A 23,045-nucleotide genomic window follows, 5' to 3' on the forward strand; every position below is an offset into this window, starting at 1 on the left:
TCGGGTATCAGTCCTCGCCCACCTGCGCCGACAACGGAATTCCGGTGTGGAAGAAGTGGATCAGCCGCTCGATGCGTACGCAGTGCTCGGCGCAACGTTCGTAGTGGTGTACGAGCAGGGCGAGATCGACGGCCATGGCGCTGCCGTGCTGCCACTGCGGCGCGGAGATGGTTCGCAGCACCTGCTGCTGCAGCGCGGTGAGCCGCGCGTGGGCGTCCTCGGAGCTGCGATCCGCCGACAGGCCGATGCCGGTGATGGCGCGACCGGCGGTCACGGCGAGGTCGGTGACGATACCCCCGATCGCGCCCAGCTGCCGCAGAATGTCCGGCGGCGCAACGGGTTCCGGGTAGCGGTGCACCACGCTGTCGGCGATGCGGCTGGTCAGCCAGCTCATCCGGGACAGGTCGTCGGCGATCTGCATCGCGGTGACCACGTGTCTGAGGTCGCGGGCGACGGGGGCCTCCAGGGCGAGCAGGATCACCGACCGGTTCTCGCATTTCCCGTGCAGTGCCTGCAGCTGTTCCTCGATGGCGAGGACCTCGTACGCGGCGGTCAGGTTGGCTTCCGCCACCGCCACCGCGACGCGTTCGGTGGCCTCGTGCGCCAAGGCCGACAGGCGGGCCAGCTCGTCGGTGAGCGCAGCCAGCTCGGAGGAGAATTTCGTCCGCACGGGCTTATCTTCTCTGGTCGCGGCCGTACGTGCCAGCAGTTCGGTCACGAAACCCGTTGTCGCTACGGCTGACCCGGTGCTCGTTCGCGGTGCTCGTCGCCGGAATCCTTGCGGGTGAACATGTTCGGTGCGGGCCGCGCGTCAATGCCCCATGACGGACGGGAACGGGCTCCGACGAGCGCGGCTGTGGCGCGGACGGCCCGTCGCGGGTGCGCTGACTCGGCTCCGCGCCGGGCGGCGGCGGTGACGGAGGTGTGATCTTCGCCGCACTCTCGTCGGTGCTGTTCGGCTGGTCCAGTGCGTTCGACAGGGTTGCGGGTCGCTCGGTATCAGGACCGCTGCGCCGCCGAAGTGGCATCGAGCTGGTGCGCGCTCATGAAAACAGTGTCAATACAGTACGTGGTCCATGTATTCCACGGAGATAACAGACTTCGAGTCTGTTTAGCGTACTGGCAACTCTCTGGTCAGCCGCCGTTTGCCGAGCGTACGACGAGCTAGAAGCGATTTCCGAACCTACCGCGGCTATTTTCCACTGCATTGGCAAACGTTGGATTCCGACCTTCCGGGCGGAATCGCACCGCCGTTCCGGACAGATGAGAGAGACCGGAAGGTTTGGTGGCGGCCACTATTTCGGACCGCGAACGTGAGGGACGCTACATATTTGCGACGCGGGGCGTGACGCACCCGCGGCCCGCTGTTTCCGGACCGTTACTTATACGCCCGGGTATCGAGAGGCTGGTTGCATAGCGATAACGATTGTGTAGAGTTGACGGTAACGCTGGCCGCAGCTGAGCTGGACTCGCTGCGGCCAGTGGCTCTCAAATCCCCCGCCATGATCATGGTCGGCGATCACCCTCCCCGCAACCGGATTTCCGGTCACCGGTCGCTCGTGCGCCGATCGGTAGCTGCCGTACCCGTCGCCGCCCGGCGTCCCGCGGTGCAGACGTACCCGAGGAAACAGATCTCGGCCGCGGCGCCCACGGCGATCCGAATCGGCGCGGGCAACCCGCTCGGTGTCACGAAGCCCTCGATGAGACCCGACACCAACAGCACCACCACCAGGCCCAGCGCGATGGTCGCGGTCGCTCGACCCTGCCGGGCGAGCGCCTGCGCGCGACTGAGCCGGCCCGGATCTATCAGCGTCCAACCGAGTTTCAGCCCCGCACCGCCGGCCACGAAGACCGCGGTCAGCTCGAGCAGGCCGTGCGGCAGGATGAAGCCGAAGAAGGCGTCGAGGCGCCCGGCGTCGGCCATCAGCCCGGCGGAGATGCCGAGGTTCAGCGCGTTCATGAACAACACGTAGGCCGCGGGCAGCACCAGCAGTCCGGTGAACAGCGCTACCGCCGCCACCCACGCGTTGTTGGTCCACACCTGGGCGGCGAAGGCGTCGTGCGGATGTTCGGAGTAATAGGTCTCGAAACGCCCGCCCGGTCCGGTCAGCACATCGGTGTCCGCCGGAATGTCCAGCGCCTTGCGCGCGGCGGCCGAACCGGACACCCAGACACCGAGACCCGTCGACACCGCGAGGAACACCACCGTCACGCCCGCCCACCACGGCCAGGCGCGGTAGACCGCCGCCGGGAAGCCGTGCGTGAAAAACAGGCCGACCTCGCGCCACGCGTCGGCACGGGTGCCCAGCGCCCGGCCGCGGGCCCGCGCCAGCAGCGCGCTGAGGCCGCGGATCAGTTCCGGATCGGGGGAGTGCGACTGCAGCCGTGCCAGTTGTTGGGAGGTGCGGCGATACAGTCGCACCAGCTCGTCGGCCTCGGCGCCGGACAGCTTGCGCTGCCGGGTCAGCTGATCGAGGCGATCCCACGATCGCCGGTGCGCGTAGGCGTACGCGTCCACGTCCATCGGTGCCCTCCCGTGGTTCCCCCGAGAGGCTAGTCTGTCTGCAGCATGGCCGTTTTCACTACCGGCGAGGCCGTCGCCCTGGACCTGCCGATCGCACGCCTCCCGACCCGGGCCGCGGCATTCCTCATCGATGTGGTGCTGCAGCTGGTGGTGGGGTGGCTGATCGTGCTCGCGGTCTCGGCGGCGGTGGTGTGGTCGCGGCCGGATCCGGCGTGGCTGGATGTCGCCATGCTGGTGGTCATCGTGTCGGTGCTGGCCGGTTATCCGATCGCGTGCGAGACGCTGCTGCGGGGACGCACCGTCGGCAAGCTGGCGCTCGGCCTGCGAGTGGTGCGCGGTGACGGCGGGCCGATCGATTTCCGCCACGCCCTGACCCGCGGTCTCGCCGGGGCGATCGTCGACTTCTGGGCGCTGGGTGGTTTCGGGGCGGTCGCGGTGATCACCTCGCTGTGCTCGCCCCGCGCCCGCCGGGTCGGCGATGTGCTCGCGGGCACCGTGGTCGTGCACGACCGCATTCGAGTTCCCTTGCCCGCCTTGGCGATCGCGCCGCCGTGGCTGCAGGGCTGGGCGCGGCGGCTGGACCTGTCGGCGCTGACCGAGGAGCTGGCGCTACCCGTCCGGCAGTACCTCACCCGCGACCGGACGCTGACGCCGGAGGCCCACCACGCGCTCGGCCACGCACTGGTCGCGGCCGTCTGCGCCCAGCTGCGAGTGTCGCCCCCGCCGGGCTACCCGCCGCTGCACATCCTGGGCGCGGTGATCGCCGAACGCCAACGCCGCACCCTCGCCCCCGCACCGGCGCAGCCGGTCGCGAACCTCGGCTGGTCCCGGCCCGCATAGCCGTCGGGGACGTCCCCGCGTTCTCCGCCGAGGGCCGCTCTGTCCGGGCGAGCCGCTAATTCGCTCCGGAGCGCTTGAGCTCCAGGTATTCGTCGGCCAAGGCTTCCGGGAGACGGTCGGGGGAGGCGGTGACGACGGCGACACCCATGCGGCGCAAGGATTCTCGGGTCAGGGTGCGTTCGGCGAGGAGGGATTCGGCCGCGGCCGCGGTGTAGGTGTCGGTGAGCGTGTCGCGGCGGGCCGCGGCGGCGGCGACGTCCGGGTCGGTGACCGAGACGATGAGCACGCGGTGGCGCTGGGTCAGGACCGGAAGGACCGGGCGCAGGTTCTCCTCCACCATCGCGCCGTCCAGGCTGGTGAACCAGACGATCAGGCTGCGGCGGCCCGAACGGTGCACGGCGGTGCGGACCAGCCCGGTGGTGTCGGTGTCGACCAGCGCCGGAACGACGCCCGACAGCGCGTGCATCAGCTTGGGCTGCGCTCTCTTTCCGCCGGAGCCGAACACCTCGGCCCGCACCCGCCGGTCGTAGGCGAGCAGATCGACGGTGTCCCCGGCCGCCGCGGCGAGCCCGCCCAGCAGCAGCGCGGCCTCGATGCTCACGTCGAGCCGCGTCCCCTCACCGACGCGACCGGCGCTGAGCCGCCCGGTGTCCACGATCAGCAGCAACCGCCGGTGCCGCTCCGGCCGCCAGGTGCGCACCAGCACGTCGGCGGCGCGCGCGGTCGCGCGCCAGTCGATGGCGCGCACGTCGTCACCCGCGACGTACTCGCGGAACGAGTCGAACTCCGACCCCTGCCCCCGGGCGTTGACGACCGTGCTGCCCTCCAGCAGATGCAGCTCGGCCACCTTCGACGCGAGCACGCCCTCACTGCGGAACGGCGGCAACGCGCGCAACCGGGCCGGCACGTCGCGGCGGAACTGCCGACCGGCCAGGCCCAGCGGTCCGAACAGTCGCAGCGTGACCGGGCCGGCCACCCGATCACCGCGATACTCGGGGCGCAGTGTGGTGGCGAGCCGCGTCTTGCTGTTCGGTGGCAGCCGCAGCACGTGATCGCGATGCGAGGAGTGCGCGCTGCCGGGCCAGTCGTCCCACAGCCGCCCGCGCACGGTGCGAGGACCGCGATTGACGACCTCGAGTTCGATCGTCGTCGCACGCCCCGACCGGACCGTGGTGAGCGGTGGGCGCGACAGCTCCAAGCCCGTGATACGTCCGAGCGCGACGAGATCGGCAATCGTGAGCACCACCAGCACGGCGGTCGCCGACAAGACCCCCCACCACGACGGCAGCCCGGCCGTCACCACCACCGCCGCGACCGCGGCGAGGGCGGCCAGCCGTCCCGTGACGACCATCGGCTACACCGGGACCGGCACCGAGAGCAGCAGCGACGACAGCACACCCTCGGTGGTCGCACCGTCCAGCTCGGCCTCGGGGCGCAAGTGCAGCCGATGCCGCAACACCGGCACCGCAACGGTTTTCACGTGGTCGGGCGTGACGAACTCGCGGCCGGTGAGCCAGGCGAACGCGCGCGCGGCCGCCAGCAGCGCGGTGGCGCCGCGCGTCGAGGCGCCGTGGCGCACCGCGGTGGTGGCCCGGGTGGCGCGGCACAGATCGACGATATAGGCCAGCACCTCGGGATTCACCTGGACGCCCGAGACCGCGGTGCGGGCCGCCGCGATGTGGTCGGGTCCGGCGACCGGGCGCAGCCCCGCGGCGGTCAGGTCGCGTGGATCGAATCCCGCCGCGTGGCGCTGCAGCACCCGGAATTCGTCGTCGCGGCCGGGCAATTCGATATCGACCTTGAACAGGAATCGGTCCAGTTGCGCCTCCGGCAGGGGGTAGGTGCCCTCCTGCTCGATCGGGTTCTGTGTGGCGACCACCACGAACGGGTCCGGCAGCGGCCGCGGTTCGCCGTCGACGGAGACCTGCCGTTCCTCCATCGATTCCAGCAGCGCCGACTGGGTTTTCGGCGGCGTCCGGTTGATCTCGTCGGCCAGCAGCAGATTGGTGAACACCGGGCCGCGCCGGAAGGTGAACTCGGCCGAATGTGGATCGTAGATCTGCGAACCGGTGACGTCACCCGGCATCAGGTCCGGAGTGAACTGAACCCGGGCATGGTCCAGATCCAGCCCCGTCGCCAGCGCCCGCACCAGCAGCGTCTTCGCCACGCCCGGAACGCCTTCCAGCAGTACGTGCCCGCGGCACAGCAGCGCCAGCACCAGGAACATCACGGCCTGATCGTTGCCGACGACCGCCTTGCCGATCTCGGTACGCAGCGCGCCGAACGCCTGCAGGGACTGCTCGGCGGTCGGGGTGTGGTCGGTGTCCGCTGTGGTCATACGATCTCCGTCATCCGATCTCCGATTCGATTCGTCGCAGTTGTGCGGCAACCAGGCGCAGGGTGTCGTCGTCGGGCACCGGGCCGAACAGGGCCGCGCCGACCTGGTCCGCCGGTGTGCGGGTGCGGGCGGCGATGGCGGTCACCAGGTGCTCGGCGGGCGCGTCCGGCGTGAGCCCCAGGGCGGGCCGGATGCGGCGCAGGGTCGCGGCGCGCAGCAGGGCGGCGACGTGGTCGCGGTCGCCCGACTTGCGGTACAGCGCCGCCTGTCCGCCGAGTAGTTCGTTCGCCGCCACCTGGACCGGACGGGGTTCGCCGACCAGCGCACCGCGCCGCCGGCCCCGCCACCACACCACGATCGCGCCGCAGAGCAGCCACTGCAGACCGCCGTAGGCCAGCCAGTCCGGCAGGCGCGCGAAGATCGAGTCCGAGCCCTCGCCGAAATCCGGTGGGGGCGGGGTGTATCCGTCCGGATTCGGTCGCGGCGGCGGGACGTCCGGCGGCGGGGGCGCGGTCGGTGCGGCCGACAGGTGGATCAGTACGTAGACCAGCAGCGCCAGTACGAGCGCGGCCACCAGTACGGCCCAGAATCGTGGATCGCGCATCAGCTGCGGCAGCGGGGGAATGCGCGGCGAGCGTCGGCCCGGGGCGGTGGTCTCCACTGGTTCGGGTGGCGGCGGCGGGGCCATCGAGAAGATGTCGGCCTGTGCCAGGCGCCGGTACTCGTCCGCGGTCGCGGCGCGGCCACCGTAGACGACCTCGTCGAAGCCGTATGCCGCCGTGGGTAGTTCGGCGGCGCGATCCGGTATCGCGGTGACGGCGGCCGCGGCGGTCTCCTGTGCGGTGCGCGACCGCCGGACCTCGAGCACGCCGCCCTGTTCCAGTCCGCGGACCACCGCGCGGTAGCGCTCCCGCAGCGCGGTGTCGTAATCGTGCTGTCCGGCCGCCGTTTCCGCGGCGCCGCGGTGGTCGGCGGCCGGGCCCAGGCGAGGCGGTGCGGGAGCGGGCGGTTCGCCGGGGGCCGGGGGCCGGTCGTGGTCCGGTCGGTCGGTCATCGGGTGACCGCCCGGGTCACGGTGTCCACGGGGCGGATTCGATCGGTGGCGGGGATCCGGATGTCCCAGCCGTCGCGGCGGCAGCGCCGGTCGACGTAGGCGACCACGTCGGCGGCCGACTCCATCACCTCGGCGAGCACCGCGACGAGCAGCGCCGTCGCGGTGATCAGCACGATCGCCGCCCAGCGGTGGGTGCCGGAGATCTTCGCGACGAACAGTGTGAGACCCGCCAGCGGGACGATCAGCACCAGCAGCAGGCCACGCAGGCTCAGCCACAGCCCGGTCAGTCGCCATTCCGCGCCCGCGGCAAGCGTTTTCGATCGTGCGATGGTGTCGCGGTAGCGCATCGGGTGCTCGAACAGCACGGGCGTGGACAGGCAACGCCGTGATCGCAACCAGCCCAGCCACGCCAGCGCGGGCAGCACGGTGAGGATCAGCACGGTGCCCAGCGCTACCACGCCCAGGCCGATCAGCGTGGTCATGATCCGGTAGCGCAGCAGCGGTCCCGCCGCCGCGCCGAGCCGCCGCAGCGTCTCGCGCCAGGTGATCGGCCGTCGATGCACGCTCGCCAGCACGGCCGCGACGGTCACCCCGCGCGTGAACGAACGCAGTAACCAGGCGAACCCGAGCGTGGAAAGCACTGCCGCCCAAGCGGTCCCGGCATCGGAACCGCCGGTCGCCACCGACCCCGCGGCCGTGATCGCCGCGACCGCGCACACGGCGAGCCCGTACCCGATACCGACCAGCCCCGCCAGCAACCGGACCCGCGCCTGTATCGCGGCGAACGGCAGATCCAGACTCTCCCGGAACGACAGCGGCCGGATCGGCACCGCCTCACCGGACTCCCGGTCGTCGTGGGCCGCGCCCGGCGCGGCGCCGGGCGCGCTCGCACCCGGCACGGGACCGGCCCCCTCGGCCGCGGCGGACAACACGCGCCCGAGTTTATCCGTGGCGACCCGCCTCGCATCCCCTCCGACCCGGAGGCGCACCATCCCCGAGCGTCGCGGTCATGGTCGCAGGAGGTGGGTTACGACGGCGCGGTAGCGGGCGGGGTCGATCGGGGGGAGGCCGAGCAGGGCGCGGAGGTAGACGCCGTCGCCGACGAGGCGGATGATGTCGGCCCGGACCGGGTCGTCGATCTCGTCGTCCAGGCCCGTGCTCCAGCTGTCGAGTACCTCGACCAGGGCCCGCTGGACTTCGTCGTCGTGCTCGTCGTGGGCGGCGTCGACCGTGCGCATGGCGGCCACCATGGAGCGGTACAGCGCCAGTTCGAGGGCGTCGGTGTCGTTGTCGGGGCTCGGGGTCTGCAGGTACCACTCGGCGACCGATTTGCCTTGCGCCGCAGCGGTATTCAGCTGTTCCTCGGTGCGCTCGCCCAGGCGGCGGACCAGCCCGGCCAGCAGCGCGTCCTTGCTCTTGAAGTGGTAGAGCAGCCCGCCCTTGGAGACGCCGGCGGCCGCCGCCACGTTCTCCAGCGTCACCTGGGACATGCCCTTGTCCAGCAGCAGTGACTCGAGGGCGTCGAGAATCCGATCGCGGGTGGTTGTTGTCACGTCCGCAGACTGTACCGTCCGGACGGTTATCTTTGGTACTGTACCGTCTGGACGGTAAGAATCTCGACCATGGAGTAAGGATCATGAACACCCACGACGCCACCGCGATCCCGAACCGGGCCGCCGCCCGCGACTGGGCCGGGCTCGGAGTGCTGGTGCTCGCGCTGCTGCTGATCTCCGTGGACGCGACCGTGCTGGACATCGCCGTTCCCGCGATCAGCGCGCACCTCGCACCCACCACGCCGCAGCTGCTGTGGATCATCGACGTGTACTCGTTCGTGCTGGCCGGACTGCTGGTCACGATGGGCGTGCTCGGTGACCGCATCGGCCGCCGTCGCCTGCTGCTGCTCGGCGCGGCGGGATTCGGCCTGGCCTCGGTGCTCGCCGCCTGGTCGGTGAACCCGGAGATGCTGATCGCCGCCCGCGTGCTGCAGGGCGTCGCCGGTGCCACGCTGATGCCCGCGACCCTGGGCCTGATCCGGTCGATGTTCACCGACGCGCGGCAGCGCACCACCGCGATCGCGGTCTGGAGCGCCGCCGCGACGGGCGGCGCCGCGCTGGGACCGGTGCTGGGCGGCTGGCTGCTCGAGCACTTCTGGTGGGGCTCGGTGTTCCTGATCAACGTGCCGGTCATGCTGGTGCTGGTCGCCTCGGGACCGCTGCTCGTGCCGGAGTCGAAGGACCCGCATCCCGGGCGGTTCGATCTGACCAGCGCGGGACTGTCGATGCTGGCGCTGGTGCCGGTCGTGTACGCGGTCAAGGAGACCGCCGCGCACGGCCCGAGCGCGGGCGTGCTGGGCGTCGCCGCGGCGGGTGTGCTCGCCGGCGCGCTGTTCGTGCGCAGGCAGCGTCGCCTCGCCGACCCGATGCTGGATCTGCGGCTGTTCGCGCTGCCGCGTTTCCGCACGGCGGTGCTGACCAGCCTGCTCGCGGTGTTCGCGCTTGCCGGTGTGCTGTTCTTCGGGTCGCAGTATCTGCAGCTGGTGCAGGGCCGCTCGCCCCTGGACGCGGGCCTGCACCTGATGCCGGGAATGCTGGCGAGCATGGTCTCGGCGCTGGTCTCGGCCTGGCTGGTGCGGGTGTGGCGACCCGGCCGGGTGCTCGCGGGCGCACTGGTGGTGGCCGCCCTGGGCGCTGTGCTGTTCGTCCGGCTGAGCGCGGATCCGGCCGCTGGGGTCACCGCGTTCGTCGTCGGGTTCCTGCTCATCGGCGCGGGTGTCGGTGTGGCGCTGACGGTTTCGTCGGACCTGGTGGTCGGGTCGGCTCCGGCCGAACGCGCCGGTGCGGCGGCCGCGGTCTCGGAGACGGCGTACGAGGCCGGGATCGCGCTCGGTGTCGCGGTGCTGGGTAGCGTCGTGATGTCGGTGTTCCGGCACGGACTGGACGTGTCGCGGGTGCCGGGGACACAGCTGGCCGGTGCGCGGGAGTCGCTCGGCGGCGCGGTGGATACCGCGGGCGGGCTGCCCGCCGAGGCCGCCGCGGCGCTACTGAATTCGGCGCGCGAGTCCTTCGTCGCCGGAGTCCATTGGGCGGCGCTCGCGACCGCGGTGATCCTGCTGGCGGCAGCGGTGATCGCGGTCCGCATGCCCACGGCTCGGCCTGGTCGCAGGAGTGAGTCGCCGCAGCGGCCGGATGTCACAGTCGGGGCATAAGCGCCGTCGTCCCCCTGTTGCCGACATAGTCCGAACTCGAAGGAGACACCGCATGGCAATCGAAATCAGCAATCCCGCCGGACTGCACGACCCGACCGGGTTCGGCTACAGCCACGTCGCGCGGGCGACCGGCGAACTGGTGTTCATCGCCGGGCAGTATGACTCCGATGAGCACGGCCACACCACCTCGGACGACTTCGCCACGCAGGTGGATCGTGCTTTCGCCAATCTCGGAATCGCCCTGCGCTCGGCCGGTCTCGACTACGCCGACGTGGCCCAGCTGCGGACGCACATCGTGAACCACGATCTGGACAAGCTGGCCGTGCTCGGCAAGAAGATCGCGGAGATCTGGGGCGATCGGCCGCCGACGCAGACCCTGACCGGCGTGGCCGCGCTGGCGCTGCCGGGGATGCTGTTCGAGGTCGACGCCACCGCCGTCCGCGGCTGAAAAGTTACCGCCGTCCGCGGCTGAAAAGTTACCGCCGTCCGCGGCTGAACGATTACCGTGCTGGTCGGCCGTAAACCGTTGGGACCAGGCTGTTTACATGTTCTACGTGAAACATTCGGCAAACCGGGCGGAACGGTCAGTCCTTGCCGGAGGCCGGAGGCAGCTGTCGGAGGCCCTGGTAATCCAGCTCGGGATCGCCGGGGCGCGAGGACACGGCATCGCGCCGACCGGCCCCGCCCAGGTGGTATTCCGGTGACGCCGGGGACATCGCGGTATGGCCGAGGTCGTGCGTGTCGACGACACCGTTGGTCACCTGCTGGGCATATCGCGGCGTCCCCGGAGCGTAGCCGGACGGGTCCGGCTCGTCGGAGTGCACGGTGACCTTGCGGGTGCGGCGCAGCGTGAAGGTGATCTCCTCGGCCTCCTCGAACACCTGCCGGACGGTGCGCAATGGGTGCGTGGCGGTGTCCACGGCGCTGGTCACGAAGGACGGCACCAGCGGGCGGATCCACCGGGCCGCGGTGTCGCTGAACGGCACCGTGCCGATCACCGGAAGTTCCAGTCCGCCACGGCTTTTCCCGGACGCCTGCGCCCCGGACGCCTGCACCCCAGACGTCGATGCGAGCGTGTCGGAGGTGCGCTGGGCGGGCAGATCGCGCGATGGTGTCACATTCCCCTCCTGGGGCGCGGGGCCGGTGGATGCCGCGGCCGGGAGCGCCGCGAGCGATTCGAAATCGGCGACCGCCCGGCGCGCGGGCTCGGTGACGCCGATCTCGAAATTGCCGATGGCGGCGAGGATTCGCCGGCGCTGCTGTTCGCGGTCGATGGCGGTATCGGCGTGCGCGGACAGCCGGGCCGCGGCCAATTCCTTTTCCGCGCGCAGGGTTTCGGCCTCGGTGCGCACCTCGGCCCGCTTCACCGCGATGGCGGCCTCGGCTTGTCGGTCGGCCCGGTCGGCCACCGCTCGCGCCGCGATGCCGCGTTCGAACGACGTTTCCCCGCGCCACCAGCGCAGCAGCAGTGGCAGCAGCGCCAGCACCACGGCTACCAGAATGGTCGCCAGGCGCAGCAGCAGGCCACCGGCGTGACCGGTGGTGTAGTCGTGCATGGCCAGCCAGCGCGCGCCGAGCCCACGGTCCCCGGTGTCGAAGGCGTCGGCGCGGGCGCGGTCCAGCGCCTGCTGCCGGTCCGCGATCCGGTCGTCCAGTGGCTGTACCCGGGCCTGCGCCGCGGCCAGCCGGGCGCGCGCGTCGGCGAGCATGTCCTCGGCGGTCTGTGCTTCCGGGCCGCGACCCGGCACCCCGGTGATCTTGGTCTGTGGGCATTCCGGTGTCGGGTGGAACTCGCAGCGGGCGATCACCAGGGACTGCTCGATATCGCCCTGCGCCTTGGCGACGGCCTGATCGAGGCCGGCCCGCTCCGAGCGCGCCTGCTCCAATTCGGTACGGGCGGTCACCACGGCGGGCGCGGATTCGCCGTCGTGCCTTGCCCTTTCGTCCAGCTCCCGGTGCACGGTCCCGGCCAGCAGCACGGTGCTCGCCAGTTCGGCGACCACCACACCGGCCAGCACGGCGACGGTGATGCGACCGCTCAGGTCGCCGCGCCCCCGGTGCTGTGGAGTGGCGGTGGCCAGTGCTCGGGCACCGAAGGCGAACAGCGGCAGCACGATCAGCACCGCGAGCGCCACGATCAGCGGTGGCCAGTGCGCGGCCACGGTCGCTGCCGCCACCGTCACGGCGGACAGTACGGCGAACAACAGCACCGCGACGCCGCCTACCGCGTAACCGCCGCGTTCGTGCCGGTCGGCCACCTCCGATCCGCCGCCGCCGAACCAGCTCAGCAGCGCGGACGCGTCGAAGCGGGTGTCGCGGCCGTCGGCGGGCGCGGCGGGAACGGGCGGTTCAGGGACGCGGGGGGCTGTCATCGGATCTCACATCCTCTAAGTCCCAGGCATTTCCGAGGCTCGGCGAAGAATTGTCGCTCATTCGTCGTCTCAGCGTGACAGGCTGGGGCGGGTTCTACCGAGCACGGCACCGGGGATGTGGTCAGCCTCACAAATCGTTCGCGCGCGTCGGCCACGAAACCCCGGGCCCGACAGGATGATTCGGCCCGGGGAGCGGTTCCCGGTCGCACGGACGAGGAGGTGGTCGCGCTGCGCGGCACTGTGTTCGCACTGGCGGTGGCGTTGTCGATCGGAGTGGCCGCGGCCGGGGCATCGCCGATGATCGGGGAGCGGACGCTGCCGGTCGCCGCTGCCGAGGCGCCGGACGCGGCGCTCGACCCACTCGTGCACCTGATGCTCGAACGCCTGCGGACCGCCGACGCGGTGGCCGCCGCCAAGTGGTCGACCGCTACCCGTACGGGACAGCCGCCGGTGATCGACGATCCGGCGCGGGAAGCGGAGGTCTACGACTCGATGGCCGCCGCGGGCGCCCGGCTCGACCTGCCCGAATCGTGGGTGCGGCAGGTTTTTCAGGGCCAGATCGAGGCCAACAAGCTCGTCCAGCGCGGTCGGCACGCCGAGTGGCGGTTCCGGCCCGGCGCCGCGCCCGTCACTTCGCCCGACCTGACCGCGGTGCGTCCGGTGATCGACCGGGTGAACGGCGAGATCCTGGGCGAGCTGGCGGCCGCGCGGGCGGCGCTGTCCGGCCCGGCCTGCGCGCCGCGGCTGGCGGCGGCCGTCGCCCCGGTGGTGACCTCCGGTGACGTCGACGCGCTGCACGCCGCCGCCCTGGCGCGCGCGTCCGCCGCACTGTGCCGCTGACCTGCGCGTGTGACCCGGCGGTCCGGGGTGTGAGAAACCACACTGACCGGCGTTTGCTGGAACTGTGCTGAACCACACATCGAGCAAACGAAGCCGTACGGTCTGAACGCAGCCGTCCGGCCGCTGCCTGCGTATCCGAAAGGTCTCCGCGGGGTGTCCGGGAAGTTAGCCGCCTTACAATCGGTTTGTCCGTAGCGGGCGGTGGGAATTCTCTGTTGATGCAGGTAAGAGGGCATCTTGCGGCGTACGTGCTGGCTCGGCGAGCGGACCGGCACGACGATGGCGAACAGTGGCATACACGACTCAGTGATCATCCAACCCTGCTTTACACTGGAGAACGCGCAGGTAGTGGAGGACCGATGAAGAAGCCCAGGTAGACGCCGTTATTAGCACGACCTAAGTTGGTTGGGCTCAGGTCCTGACTTATCGTTTGCTCTTGTGTCGGGCACGAAATGTCCGACTACATCGCCCGATTCGGCCACAAGCCGTGACGACAGCCCCACGGGCGATAACGGCGCGGCGGCATGGAACACGAGAGTTCCGTTACCGCCGAGCACCCCGGCTACGACATCGAAGCGGGTAGGACAACTGGAGAGTTGACTGCACGGGATGACCATCAGCGCCGCTGGTCTCCGAAACGTCCGGGCGCAGTCTAGACGGAGGCGTTCGACGAAGGCCCGATTTCATCGAAGGCCTGATTTTCTTGAAGGCAGAGGCATGACGCAACTTCCTGGCCACCGGTCCGCGGGGCGCACTGGGTCGCACCGCAACCCGGGACCCACCGGTCTCTACGACCCGGCGTACGAGCACGACGCCTGTGGTGTCGCGTTCGTCGTCGACATGCACGGCCGCCGCAGCCGCGACATCGTCGACAAGGCGATCACGGCGCTGCTGAATCTGGAGCACCGCGGCGCCGCGGGCGCCGAGCCCAACTCGGGCGACGGCGCGGGCATCATGATCCAGGTCCCGGACAAGTTCTTCCGTGCCGTCGTGGACTTCGAGCTGCCCGCCGCGGGTGCCTACGCCACCGGTATCGCCTTCCTGCCGCAGGCCCGCCGCGAGGCCGCCCGCGCCCGGTACCACGTCGAGAAGATCGTCAAGGAAGAGGGCCTGGCCGTCCTCGGCTGGCGCGAGGTGCCCATCGACGAGTCGTCGCTGGGCGCGCTGTCGCGCGACGCCATGCCGACCTTCCGGCAGCTGTTCATCGCCTCGCCGCCCGACGGCGCCGAGCAGCTGGCGGGCATGGACCTGGAGCGCCGCGCCTACGTGGTGCGCAAGCGCGTCGAGCACGAGCTCGGCAAGCAGGGTCCCGGCGAAGGCGCGGTCGGCCGCGAGACCGTGTACTTCCCGAGCCTGTCCGGGCAGACCTTCATCTACAAGGGCATGTTCACCACGCCGCAGCTGCGCGCGTTCTACCTGGATCTGCAGGACGACCGGGTGGAATCGGCGCTGGGCATCGTGCACTCCCGCTTCTCCACCAACACCTTCCCGTCCTGGCCGCTGGCCCACCCGTTCCGCCGCGTCGCGCACAACGGCGAGATCAATACCGTCACCGGCAACGAGAACTGGATGCGGGCGCGCGAGGCGCTGCTGAACTCCGACGTGTTCGGCACCGATCACGAGGGCCGCAACCGCCTGGAGAAGATCTTCCCGGTCTGCACCCCGGGCGCCTCGGACACCGCGCGCTTCGACGAGGTGCTCGAGCTGTTGCACCTCGGCGGCCGCAGCCTGCCGCACGCCGTGCTGATGATGATCCCCGAGGCCTGGGAGCGGGCCGAGTCGATGGATCCCGCCCGGCGCGCCTTCTACCGCTACCACTCGTTCCTGATGGAGCCGTGGGACGGCCCGGCCTCGGTGTGCTTCTCCGACGGCACCGTCATCGGCGCCGTGCTCGACCGCAACGGCCTGCGCCCCTCGCGCATCTGGGTGACCGACGACGGCTTGGTCGTGATGGCCTCCGAGGTCGGCGTGCTGGACATCGAGCCGTCCAGGGTGGTCAAGAAGGTCCGCCTGCAGCCGGGCCGGATGTTCCTGGTCGACACCTCGCAGGGCCGCATCATCGGCGACGAGGAGATCAAGACCCAGCTCGCGAGCGAGCACCCGTACCAGGAGTGGCTGGACGGTGAGAACGGCGAGGGGGGCCCGACCAAGCTGTCGGACCTGCCCGACCGCCCGCACGTGCACATGTCGCACGACCGCGTCCTGATCCGGCAGCAGATCTTCGGCTACACCACCGAGGAGCTGAGCCTGCTGATCTCGCCGATGGCCAAGACCGGCGGCGAGGCGCTCGGCTCGATGGGCACCGACACCCCGATCGCGGTGCTGTCGGCGCGGCCGCGGCTGCTGTTCGACTACTTCTCGCAGCTGTTCGCGCAGGTCACCAACCCGCCGCTGGACGCCATCCGCGAGGAGATCGTCACCAGCCTGCGCAGCATGATCGGCCCGGAGGCCGACCTGCTGCACCCCAGCCCGGACTCCTGTCGCCAGATCACGCTGACCCAGCCGATCCTGGACAACGACGAGCTGGCCAAGCTCGTCCACATCAACGACGACGGCTCGCATCCCGGGCTGCGCTCGGTCGTGGTGCACGGCCTGTACCCGGTGAAGAAGGGCGGGAAGGGCCTGCGCAAGGCGCTGCAGGCGATCAACGAACAGGTGTCGACCGCCATCGACGGCGGCGCGCGCATCATCGTGCTGTCCGACCGCGAGTCCAACGAGAAGCTGGCGCCGATCCCGTCGCTGCTGCTCACCGCGTCGGTGCACCACCACCTGGTCCGCGAGCGCACCCGCACCAAGGTCGGGCTGGTCGTGGAGGCCGGTGACGCCCGCGAGGTGCACCACATGGCCATGCTGGTCGGCTTCGGCGCGGCCGCGATCAACCCGTACATGGCCTTCGAGTCGATCGAGGACATGCTCGAGCGCAACGCGCTGCAGATGCCCGACAGCACCGGCGATCTGGCCGCCGACTACGACCGGGCGGTCAAGAACTACATCAAGGGCGCGGGCAAGGGCGTGCTGAAGGTGATGTCCAAGATGGGCATCTCCACCATCGCCTCCTACCGCGGCGCGCAGCTGTTCCAGGTCGTCGGCCTGTCGCAGGAGCTGTGCGACCAGTACTTCACCGGGCTGACCTCGCCGCTGGACGGCATCGGCCTGGACGAGATCGCCGCCGAGGTCGCGGCCCGGCACCGGGTGGCGTTCCTGGAGAACCGCAACGAGCGCGCGCACCGCGAGCTCGAGGTGGGCGGCGAGTACCAGTGGCGGCGCGAGGGCGAGTACCACCTGTTCAACCCGGACACGGTGTTCAAGCTGCAGCACGCCACCCGCACCGGCCAGTACAAGATCTTCAAGGAGTACACCCGGCTCGTCGACGACCAGTCCGAGCGGCTGGCCTCGCTGCGCGGCCTGTTCAAGTTCAAGTCCGAAGGCCGCCATGCCATCCCGATCGAGGAGGTGGAGTCGGCCCGCGAGATCGCCAAGCGATTCTCCACCGGCGCGATGAGCTACGGTTCCATCTCCGCCGAGGCGCACGAGACCCTCGCGATCGCGATGAACCGGCTCGGCGGCCGCTCGAACTCGGGCGAGGGCGGCGAGTCCCCGGCCCGCTTCGAGCCGGAGGAGAACGGCGACTGGCGGCGCAGCGCGATCAAGCAGGTGGCCTCCGGCCGCTTCGGCGTGACCGCGCACTACCTGACCAACTGCACCGACATCCAGATCAAGATGGCGCAGGGTGCGAAACCCGGTGAGGGCGGCCAGCTTCCGGCGCACAAGGTGTATCCGTGGGTCGCCGAGGTGCGGCACTCGACGCCGGGCGTCGGCCTGATCTCCCCGCCGCCGCATCACGACATCTACTCGATCGAGGATCTGGCCCAGCTGATCCACGACCTGAAGAACGCGAACCCGCAGGCGCGGATTCACGTGAAGCTGGTCGCCGAGCCGGGCGTCGGCACGGTCGCCGCGGGCGTGTCCAAGGCGCACGCCGATGTGGTGCTCATCTCCGGCCACGACGGCGGCACCGGCGCCTCGCCGCTGACCTCGCTCAAGCACGCGGGCGGCCCGTGGGAACTCGGCCTCGCCGAGACCCAGCAGACGCTGCTGCTCAACGGCCTGCGCGACCGCATCGTGGTGCAGGTCGACGGTCAGATGAAGACCGGCCGCGATGTCATGATCGCCGCACTGCTCGGTGCGGAGGAGTACGGCTTCGCGACCGCGCCGCTGGTGGTGTCGGGCTGCATCATGATGCGCGTGTGCCACCTCGACACCTGCCCGGTGGGCGTGGCGACGCAGAATCCCGTGCTGCGCCAGCGCTTCTCGGGCAAGCCGGAGTTCGTCGAGAACTTCATGCTGTTCATCGCCGAGGAGGTGCGCGAACTGCTGGCGTCGCTGGGCTTCCGCACCCTGGACGAGGCCATCGGCCGGGTCGACCTGCTCGACACCACCAGGGCCAAGGAGCACTGGAAGGCGGCCAAGCTGGACCTGTCGCCGATCCTCGACGACGTCGAGACGGCGTTCATGTACCAGGACCGCCGCCGCACCAAGGACCAGGACCACGGCCTGGACAAGGCACTGGACAACCAGCTCATCGCCCAGTCCGCCGACGCGCTGGAGCGCGGCAAGCCGGTCAGGTTCGAAACCAAGATCACGAACGTGAACCGCACCGTCGGCACCATGCTCGGCCACGAGGTGACCAAGCTGTACGGCGGCGCGGGTCTGCCCGACGACACCATCGACATCACCTTCACCGGTTCGGCGGGCAACAGCTTCGGCGCGTTCGTCCCGGCGGGCATCACGCTGCGGGTGTTCGGTGACGCGAACGACTATGTCGGCAAGGGTCTCTCGGGCGGCCACCTGGTGGTGCGGCCCCCGCTGAACGCACCCGCGCAGTTCGTCGCGGAGCAGAACATCATCGCGGGCAACGTGATCCTGTTCGGCGCCACCAGCGGTGAGGCGCTGATCCGCGGGGTGGTCGGAGAGCGGTTCGCGGTGCGCAACTCGGGCGCCACGGCGGTGGTCGAGGGCGTGGGCGACCACGGCTGCGAGTACATGACCGGTGGCCGGGTGGTCATCCTCGGCGAGACCGGCCGCAACTTCGGCGCCGGCATGTCGGGTGGCATCGCCTTCGTCTACGACCCGGAGGGCAAGTTCGGCGACCGGTTGAACCCCGAGCAGGCCGACGCGGTCGAGGCGCTGTCGGGCGACGACTTCACATGGCTGCGCGACATCATCACCCGGCACCGCGACGAGACCGGATCGGCCGTCGCGGAGCGGATTCTGGGTGACTGGTCGCAGCAGGTGAACCACTTCGTGAAGGTTATGCCGCGCGACTACAAGAAGGTACTGCTGGCTATCTCCGAGGCTGAGAAGGCCGGCCGGAATGTGGACGAGGCAATCATGGAGGCCGCCCGTGGCTGAGATGAGACGCACCGGATTTGTTGGGTGCGCCGGACAGGCGCGGAGGTCAGAGGCCGTTCATGGGTGACGCACAAGGATTTCTGAAGCACACGAAGCGGGAGCTGCCCAAGCGGCGGCCGGTTCCGTTGCGGCTGATGGACTGGAAAGAGGTCTACGAGGAGGGTTTCCCGCACGAGACCCTGCAGACCCAGGCCAGCCGCTGCATGGACTGCGGAATCCCGTTCTGCCACAACGGGTGCCCGCTGGGCAACCTGATCCCCGAGTGGAACGACCTGGTGTACCGGGGCAACTGGCGCGAGGGCATCGACCGCCTGCACGCCACCAACAACTTCCCGGAGTTCACCGGGCGGCTGTGCCCGGCGCCGTGCGAGGCCTCGTGCGTGCTCGGCATCAACCAGGACCCGGTGACCATCAAGCAGGTCGAGGTCGAACTCATCGAGAACGCCTTCGACGAGGGCTGGGTGGCCCCGGTGTATCCGACCCGGCTGACCGGGAGGAAGGTCGCCGTGGTGGGCTCGGGTCCGGCCGGTCTGGCCGCGGCCCAGCAGCTCACCCGGGCCGGGCACACGGTGACGGTGTTCGAACGCGACGACCGCATCGGCGGCCTGCTGCGCTACGGCATCCCGGAATTCAAGATGGAGAAGCGCTTCATCGACCGCCGCCTGGCGCAGATGGAGGCCGAGGGCACGGTCTTCAAGGCCGGTGTGAACGTGGGCGTGGACATCACCGCCGCGCAGCTGCGCGAGAAGTTCGACGCGGTGGTGCTCGCCGGCGGGTCGACCATCGCCCGCGATCTGCCGATCCCGGGCCGGGATCTGGACGGCATCCATCAGGCGATGGAATTCCTGCCGCTGGCCAACCGCGTGCAGCTGGGTGATCCGATCACCGACGCGGACGGCCTGCCGCCGATCAACGCCAAGGGCAAGAAGGTCGTCATCATCGGCGGCGGCGACACCGGCGCCGACTGCCTGGGCACCTCGCACCGGCAGGGCGCGGCCAGCGTGCACCAGTTCGAGATCATGCCGCGGCCGCCGGAGGAGCGCGCCGATTCCACGCCGTGGCCGACCTATCCGCTGATGTACCGGGTCTCCTCGGCGCACGAAGAAGGCGGCGAGCGGGTGTACTCGGTGAACACCGAGCGCTTCGTCGGGGAGGACGGTAAGGTCACCGCGCTGCAGGCGCACGAGGTGCAAATGGTCAACGGCCGCTTCGAGAAGATCGAGGGCTCCGACTTCACCCTGGAGGCCGATCTGGTGCTGCTGGCCATGGGCTTCACCGGGCCGCAGAAGCACGGTCTGCTCGAGGACCTGGGCGTCGGCTACGACCAGCGCGGCAATGTCAAGCGCGACAACGACTTCCAGACCACGGTCCCCGGCGTGTTCGCCGCCGGTGACATGGGCCGCGGCCAGTCGCTGATCGTATGGGCCATCGCCGAGGGCCGGGCCGCCGCGTCGGCGGTGGACAGGTTCCTCGAGGGTGACACGGCGCTGCCGTCGCCGATCGCGCCGACGACGGTCGCCCAGCGCTAGCGAAGTGCCGGAACACGTGCCCGCGGGTGTTGTCACCCGCGGGCACCTTCGTCTGTTCGGGGAAACTTCGACGGAAATCGGACGTGTTGGTGTGGCCGAATGGCACTTTGGGTAAGTGCCCTTTATTCTTAGCAGCGGTGCGCCGCCGAACGGGCCGAGAGGTCTGTTTCCATTGCTCGGGATAGTGAGCAACTTCGGTTAGCCCGGTGTTTACCGTTTGGAAATTCGGTGGGGCCACCATGATCGGCGAAGAGCATGATCGGCGAAGAGAACTCGGGATGTCCCCGTGCCGGGGCAGGCTTGAACTGGAGCGGTATGCGGTTGAAGAAGTTGGTCGCGGCTGCGGGGGCAGCGGCAGCGGTGTTGTCTGGTGTCATGGTGTCCGGCGCCGCGCTCGGAACCGGCTCCGCCGCAGCGGATCCCGGGTGCCCGAGCCTGTACGTGGTCGCCATCCCGGGTACCTGGGAGACCGGTGAGCACAAGCCCGACGACATGACGGGTCCCGGCATGCTGGCCGGGGTGACGCGCGGTCTGCCGAGCAACACCGAAGTCGACTACGTCTCCTACTCGGCGACGGCCTTCCCGTGGGAGGGCGATGTCTACGGCGCTTCCAAGAAGCAGGCGATCGACGGCGCCCGCGGGCTGATCCACGATATGGCCGCCCGCTGTGCCGCCACCCGATACGCGATCGTCGGCTACAGCCAGGGCGCCGACGCGGCGGGTGACCTCGCCGCCGAGATCGGTACCGGTCTCGGAGTGGTACCGCCGGACCGGATCTCGGGCGTCGGGCTGATCTCCGACCCGCGGCGTTCGCCGGCCGACGTGCAGGTCGGGCCGGTCGTCGGCGGCGCCGGCGCGAGCGGTCCGCGGCTCGGCGGATTCGGTTTCGTCAGCGACCGGGTCCGGACCATCTGCGCCGAGGGCGACCTGTACTGCTCGACCGCCGACACCGACTTCATCACTCGCTTCGCCGGTTTCCTGGCACAGGCGTCCGGCGCCACCGCGGCCAACATGTGGCGCTACCAGCTGGAGGCGGGCTCGATCATCGGCGACCTGATGGCGCACGGTGGCATCCCGACCCTGCAGGCGCAGCTGTCGGAGGATTCGAACAAGCAGCGGGTGACGCAGCTCGAGGACTTCTACGGGTCCGGCGCGCACACCTCCTACGGCAGCTACCGGGTCGGTGGCGGCCAGACCGCGGTCAGCTGGATGCACAACTGGATCGCCGGAATGGCGTGAGCGTGGCCCGGCAACGGGTTTCGTGAACTTCGAGGGGGTTTCGTGAACGTCGAGGGCCGCTCCCCATGGGGAGCGGCCCTCGGTCGTCCCGGCGGACCGCGCATCGGACCGGGACGACGTCAGCCCGCCGAGCCGGTGGGCAGTTGCACGCCCGGCAATGGGCTCGGGCGGGGGCTGTCGGGGCTGCGGTTGTCGCCGTCGGGGCGGAGGTTGTCGCCGTCGGGGCCGCGATGGTCGTTGTCGCCGCGGTGGTCCTGGTCGCCCGGCGGGCGCTGGCCGTCCGGCTGCCAGGCGATCGAGGTGGCGCTCGCGTCCGCCGCGGTGGTGGTGGCGAAGGCCGGGACGGCGACGGCCGTCAGGGAGACGGCGGCCAGGGCGCCGGCGGCGGCTACGCGGATCACCCGGCGGCGCGCGCGGGTCGGTTCGGTGGACGAGGTGTTCGCGGTGTTCGACAACGCAATCCCTTTCTGTCGGAAGGTGAATCGCCGCGGTCGGCGTTCACGGTTCCCATACAAGTCGCGGTTGCTGGGACGGGATTGCGACCCACCTGGCAACCGTCTGGGAACGACGAGACGGGCGGCCGAGGCGTGCCGATGACGCGACGAGGGCCACTCCATGGGGAGTGGCCCTCGTGGCGAATCTGTTCGGTGGTCAGCCGAAGGAGCCGGTCGGCGGCAGCTGCGGGCCGTCCGGGCCGCGGTGGAACGGGCCGGGACCGCCGGGTCCGGGTCGGCCCGGCCCGTCGCCCGGTCCGTGGTGGTGGCGATGGTGGTCGCCGTCGCCGTGGCGCTGCGGCCAGTCGACGTCGCCCGCCGCGGGTGCGTCGGCGAAGGCGGGGACGGCGACCGCGGCGATCGGCACCGCAGCCAGCGCACCGGCGACGGCTACCCGGGCGACGGTGCGCCGGGAACGGGTTGACTTCCTGGTTGAGAGCAACGGAATGCCTTTCTCTGGGAACACGAGCCGCCACGAGCGCACGGCCCACGAATTCCCATCGAACGTTTCGTTGCTGAGATCGTAATCCGATCCGACTGGTAGTTTCCTGGGAGTTTCAGGCCCCGCCGGTGAGGTTGCGCGGCAGCAGATCCCAGACGTGCCCGTTCTCGTTGACGGTCGCCGCGGTGCGGGTGCCCGTGCGCGAATACAGGATTCGGGTGATCGAGCAGTAGTCGATCGGGAAGGTCAGCGGGCGTTCCATGCTCAGCACATCCTGCAGCAGCACGTTGATCACGCCGCCGTGTGCGAAGACGACCACGGTGTCGGAGCGGTCGGCGGCCGAGACGATCCGCTCGACCGACCCCAGCACCCGGCCGATGAACGCCGGGCCGTCGATCTGTTCGGGCAGGTGGCCGGATTTGATGCGGTCGTAGGTGGCCTGAAATTCCCGGCGCGCGTCCTCGATCGGGATGTACACGGGCAGGTCGCGGTCGTACTCGGCGAGATCGTCGATGGTCTCGACCGGCAGGCCGAGCTTCTCCGCGGCGGGGACGGCCGTCGCCCGGGCGCGGCGCTGCGGGCTGCTGATCACCCGGGCGATGCGGTGCGGCCCGCCCTCCATCCGGGCCAGCACGGCCGGCACCCGCGCCGCCTGCTCGGCGCCCAACTCCGTGAGTTCCGGGTCGGCCGGACCGGAGGTGGTGAACACCCGCTCCGGCTGGGCATGACGTACGAGAACAAGCTGCACCCGTCCTA

General features: G+C 70.2%; 18 protein-coding genes. 7 read left to right on the forward strand and 11 right to left on the reverse strand.

Annotated elements, in window-relative coordinates; genetic code table 11:
• Window positions 1–7: 7 nt before the first annotated feature.
• A complete protein-coding gene (locus tag NWFMUON74_RS00215) occupies window positions 8–718 on the reverse strand; it encodes a phosphate signaling complex PhoU family protein (RefSeq protein ID WP_232110761.1) in 711 nt (236 codons plus the stop codon).
• Window positions 719–1,546: 828 nt separating this feature from the next.
• On the reverse strand, window positions 1,547–2,524 hold the full coding sequence (locus tag NWFMUON74_RS00220) for a stage II sporulation protein M (protein WP_187686016.1): 978 nt from the start codon (window positions 2,522–2,524) through the stop codon (window positions 1,547–1,549).
• Between the two features lie 45 nt (window positions 2,525–2,569).
• Between NWFMUON74_RS00220 and NWFMUON74_RS00225 the strand changes: the two genes are divergently transcribed.
• Window positions 2,570–3,364 (forward strand): RDD family protein, encoded by a 795-nt coding sequence (locus NWFMUON74_RS00225; RefSeq protein WP_187686017.1) that lies wholly within the window; start codon window positions 2,570–2,572, stop codon window positions 3,362–3,364.
• Between the two features lie 55 nt (window positions 3,365–3,419).
• Here the strand turns inward: NWFMUON74_RS00225 and NWFMUON74_RS00230 are convergent, their stop codons facing one another.
• The 5 genes from NWFMUON74_RS00230 to NWFMUON74_RS00250 form a co-directional block, all read right to left on the reverse strand.
• The gene (locus tag NWFMUON74_RS00230) at window positions 3,420–4,715 is read right to left on the reverse strand and encodes a DUF58 domain-containing protein (RefSeq protein ID WP_187686018.1); all 1,296 of its coding nucleotides are present in this window, start codon (window positions 4,713–4,715) and stop codon (window positions 3,420–3,422) included.
• A 3-nt stretch (window positions 4,716–4,718) separates the two neighbouring features.
• Complete coding sequence (locus NWFMUON74_RS00235) at window positions 4,719–5,702, reverse strand: AAA family ATPase (RefSeq protein WP_187686019.1); 984 nt, start codon at window positions 5,700–5,702, stop codon at window positions 4,719–4,721.
• A gap of 10 nt (window positions 5,703–5,712) precedes the next feature.
• Window positions 5,713–6,756, reverse strand: coding sequence for a DUF4129 domain-containing protein (locus NWFMUON74_RS00240; protein ID WP_187686020.1), 1,044 nt, complete (start codon window positions 6,754–6,756; stop codon window positions 5,713–5,715).
• The gene (locus NWFMUON74_RS00245; RefSeq protein ID WP_232110762.1) at window positions 6,753–7,688 is read right to left on the reverse strand and encodes a hypothetical protein; all 936 of its coding nucleotides are present in this window, start codon (window positions 7,686–7,688) and stop codon (window positions 6,753–6,755) included. Before NWFMUON74_RS00245 ends, NWFMUON74_RS00240 begins: the two co-directional genes overlap by 4 nt.
• Before the next feature lie 75 nt (window positions 7,689–7,763).
• Window positions 7,764–8,309, reverse strand: a complete 546-nt coding sequence (locus NWFMUON74_RS00250) for a TetR/AcrR family transcriptional regulator (protein ID WP_187686021.1) — start codon at window positions 8,307–8,309, stop codon at window positions 7,764–7,766.
• Between the two features lie 83 nt (window positions 8,310–8,392).
• Here NWFMUON74_RS00250 and NWFMUON74_RS00255 point away from each other — a divergent pair, with 83 nt between their 5' ends.
• A complete protein-coding gene (locus tag NWFMUON74_RS00255) occupies window positions 8,393–9,961 on the forward strand; it encodes an MFS transporter (protein ID WP_187686022.1) in 1,569 nt (522 codons plus the stop codon).
• Window positions 9,962–10,013: 52 nt separating this feature from the next.
• Complete coding sequence (locus NWFMUON74_RS00260) at window positions 10,014–10,409, forward strand: RidA family protein (protein WP_187686023.1); 396 nt, start codon at window positions 10,014–10,016, stop codon at window positions 10,407–10,409.
• A gap of 136 nt (window positions 10,410–10,545) precedes the next feature.
• On the opposite strand, the gene NWFMUON74_RS00265 is transcribed toward NWFMUON74_RS00260, so the two are convergent.
• A complete protein-coding gene (locus NWFMUON74_RS00265; protein WP_187686024.1) occupies window positions 10,546–12,333 on the reverse strand; it encodes a DUF4407 domain-containing protein in 1,788 nt (595 codons plus the stop codon).
• Window positions 12,334–12,552: 219 nt separating this feature from the next.
• On the opposite strand from NWFMUON74_RS00265, the gene aroQ reads away from it, so the two are divergent.
• From aroQ to NWFMUON74_RS00285, 4 genes are all read left to right on the forward strand, one after another.
• Window positions 12,553–13,173, forward strand: coding sequence for a gamma subclass chorismate mutase AroQ (gene aroQ, locus NWFMUON74_RS00270; protein ID WP_187686025.1), 621 nt, complete (start codon window positions 12,553–12,555; stop codon window positions 13,171–13,173).
• Between the two features lie 717 nt (window positions 13,174–13,890).
• Complete coding sequence (gene gltB / locus NWFMUON74_RS00275) at window positions 13,891–18,585, forward strand: glutamate synthase large subunit (RefSeq protein ID WP_187686026.1); 4,695 nt, start codon at window positions 13,891–13,893, stop codon at window positions 18,583–18,585.
• Between the two features lie 59 nt (window positions 18,586–18,644).
• On the forward strand, window positions 18,645–20,114 hold the full coding sequence (locus NWFMUON74_RS00280; RefSeq protein WP_187686027.1) for a glutamate synthase subunit beta: 1,470 nt from the start codon (window positions 18,645–18,647) through the stop codon (window positions 20,112–20,114).
• 315 nt (window positions 20,115–20,429) lie between these two features.
• Window positions 20,430–21,353 carry a cutinase family protein gene (locus NWFMUON74_RS00285; RefSeq protein WP_187686028.1) on the forward strand — a complete coding sequence of 308 codons (924 nt, stop codon included), beginning with the start codon at window positions 20,430–20,432 and terminating at the stop codon, window positions 21,351–21,353.
• 119 nt (window positions 21,354–21,472) lie between these two features.
• Here the strand turns inward: NWFMUON74_RS00285 and NWFMUON74_RS00290 are convergent, their stop codons facing one another.
• The 3 genes from NWFMUON74_RS00290 to NWFMUON74_RS00300 all read right to left on the reverse strand — a co-directional run bounded on the left by NWFMUON74_RS00290 (window position 21,473) and on the right by NWFMUON74_RS00300 (window position 23,037).
• Window positions 21,473–21,808, reverse strand: coding sequence for a hypothetical protein (locus NWFMUON74_RS00290; protein ID WP_187686029.1), 336 nt, complete (start codon window positions 21,806–21,808; stop codon window positions 21,473–21,475).
• Between the two features lie 196 nt (window positions 21,809–22,004).
• Window positions 22,005–22,289, reverse strand: a complete 285-nt coding sequence (locus NWFMUON74_RS00295; protein WP_187686030.1) for a hypothetical protein — start codon at window positions 22,287–22,289, stop codon at window positions 22,005–22,007.
• A 115-nt stretch (window positions 22,290–22,404) separates the two neighbouring features.
• Window positions 22,405–23,037 (reverse strand): histidine phosphatase family protein, encoded by a 633-nt coding sequence (locus NWFMUON74_RS00300; RefSeq protein ID WP_187686031.1) that lies wholly within the window; start codon window positions 23,035–23,037, stop codon window positions 22,405–22,407.
• Window positions 23,038–23,045 lie beyond the last annotated feature (8 nt).

The organism is Nocardia wallacei, from assembly GCF_014466955.1.
GTDB lineage: Bacteria > Actinomycetota > Actinomycetes > Mycobacteriales > Mycobacteriaceae > Nocardia > Nocardia wallacei.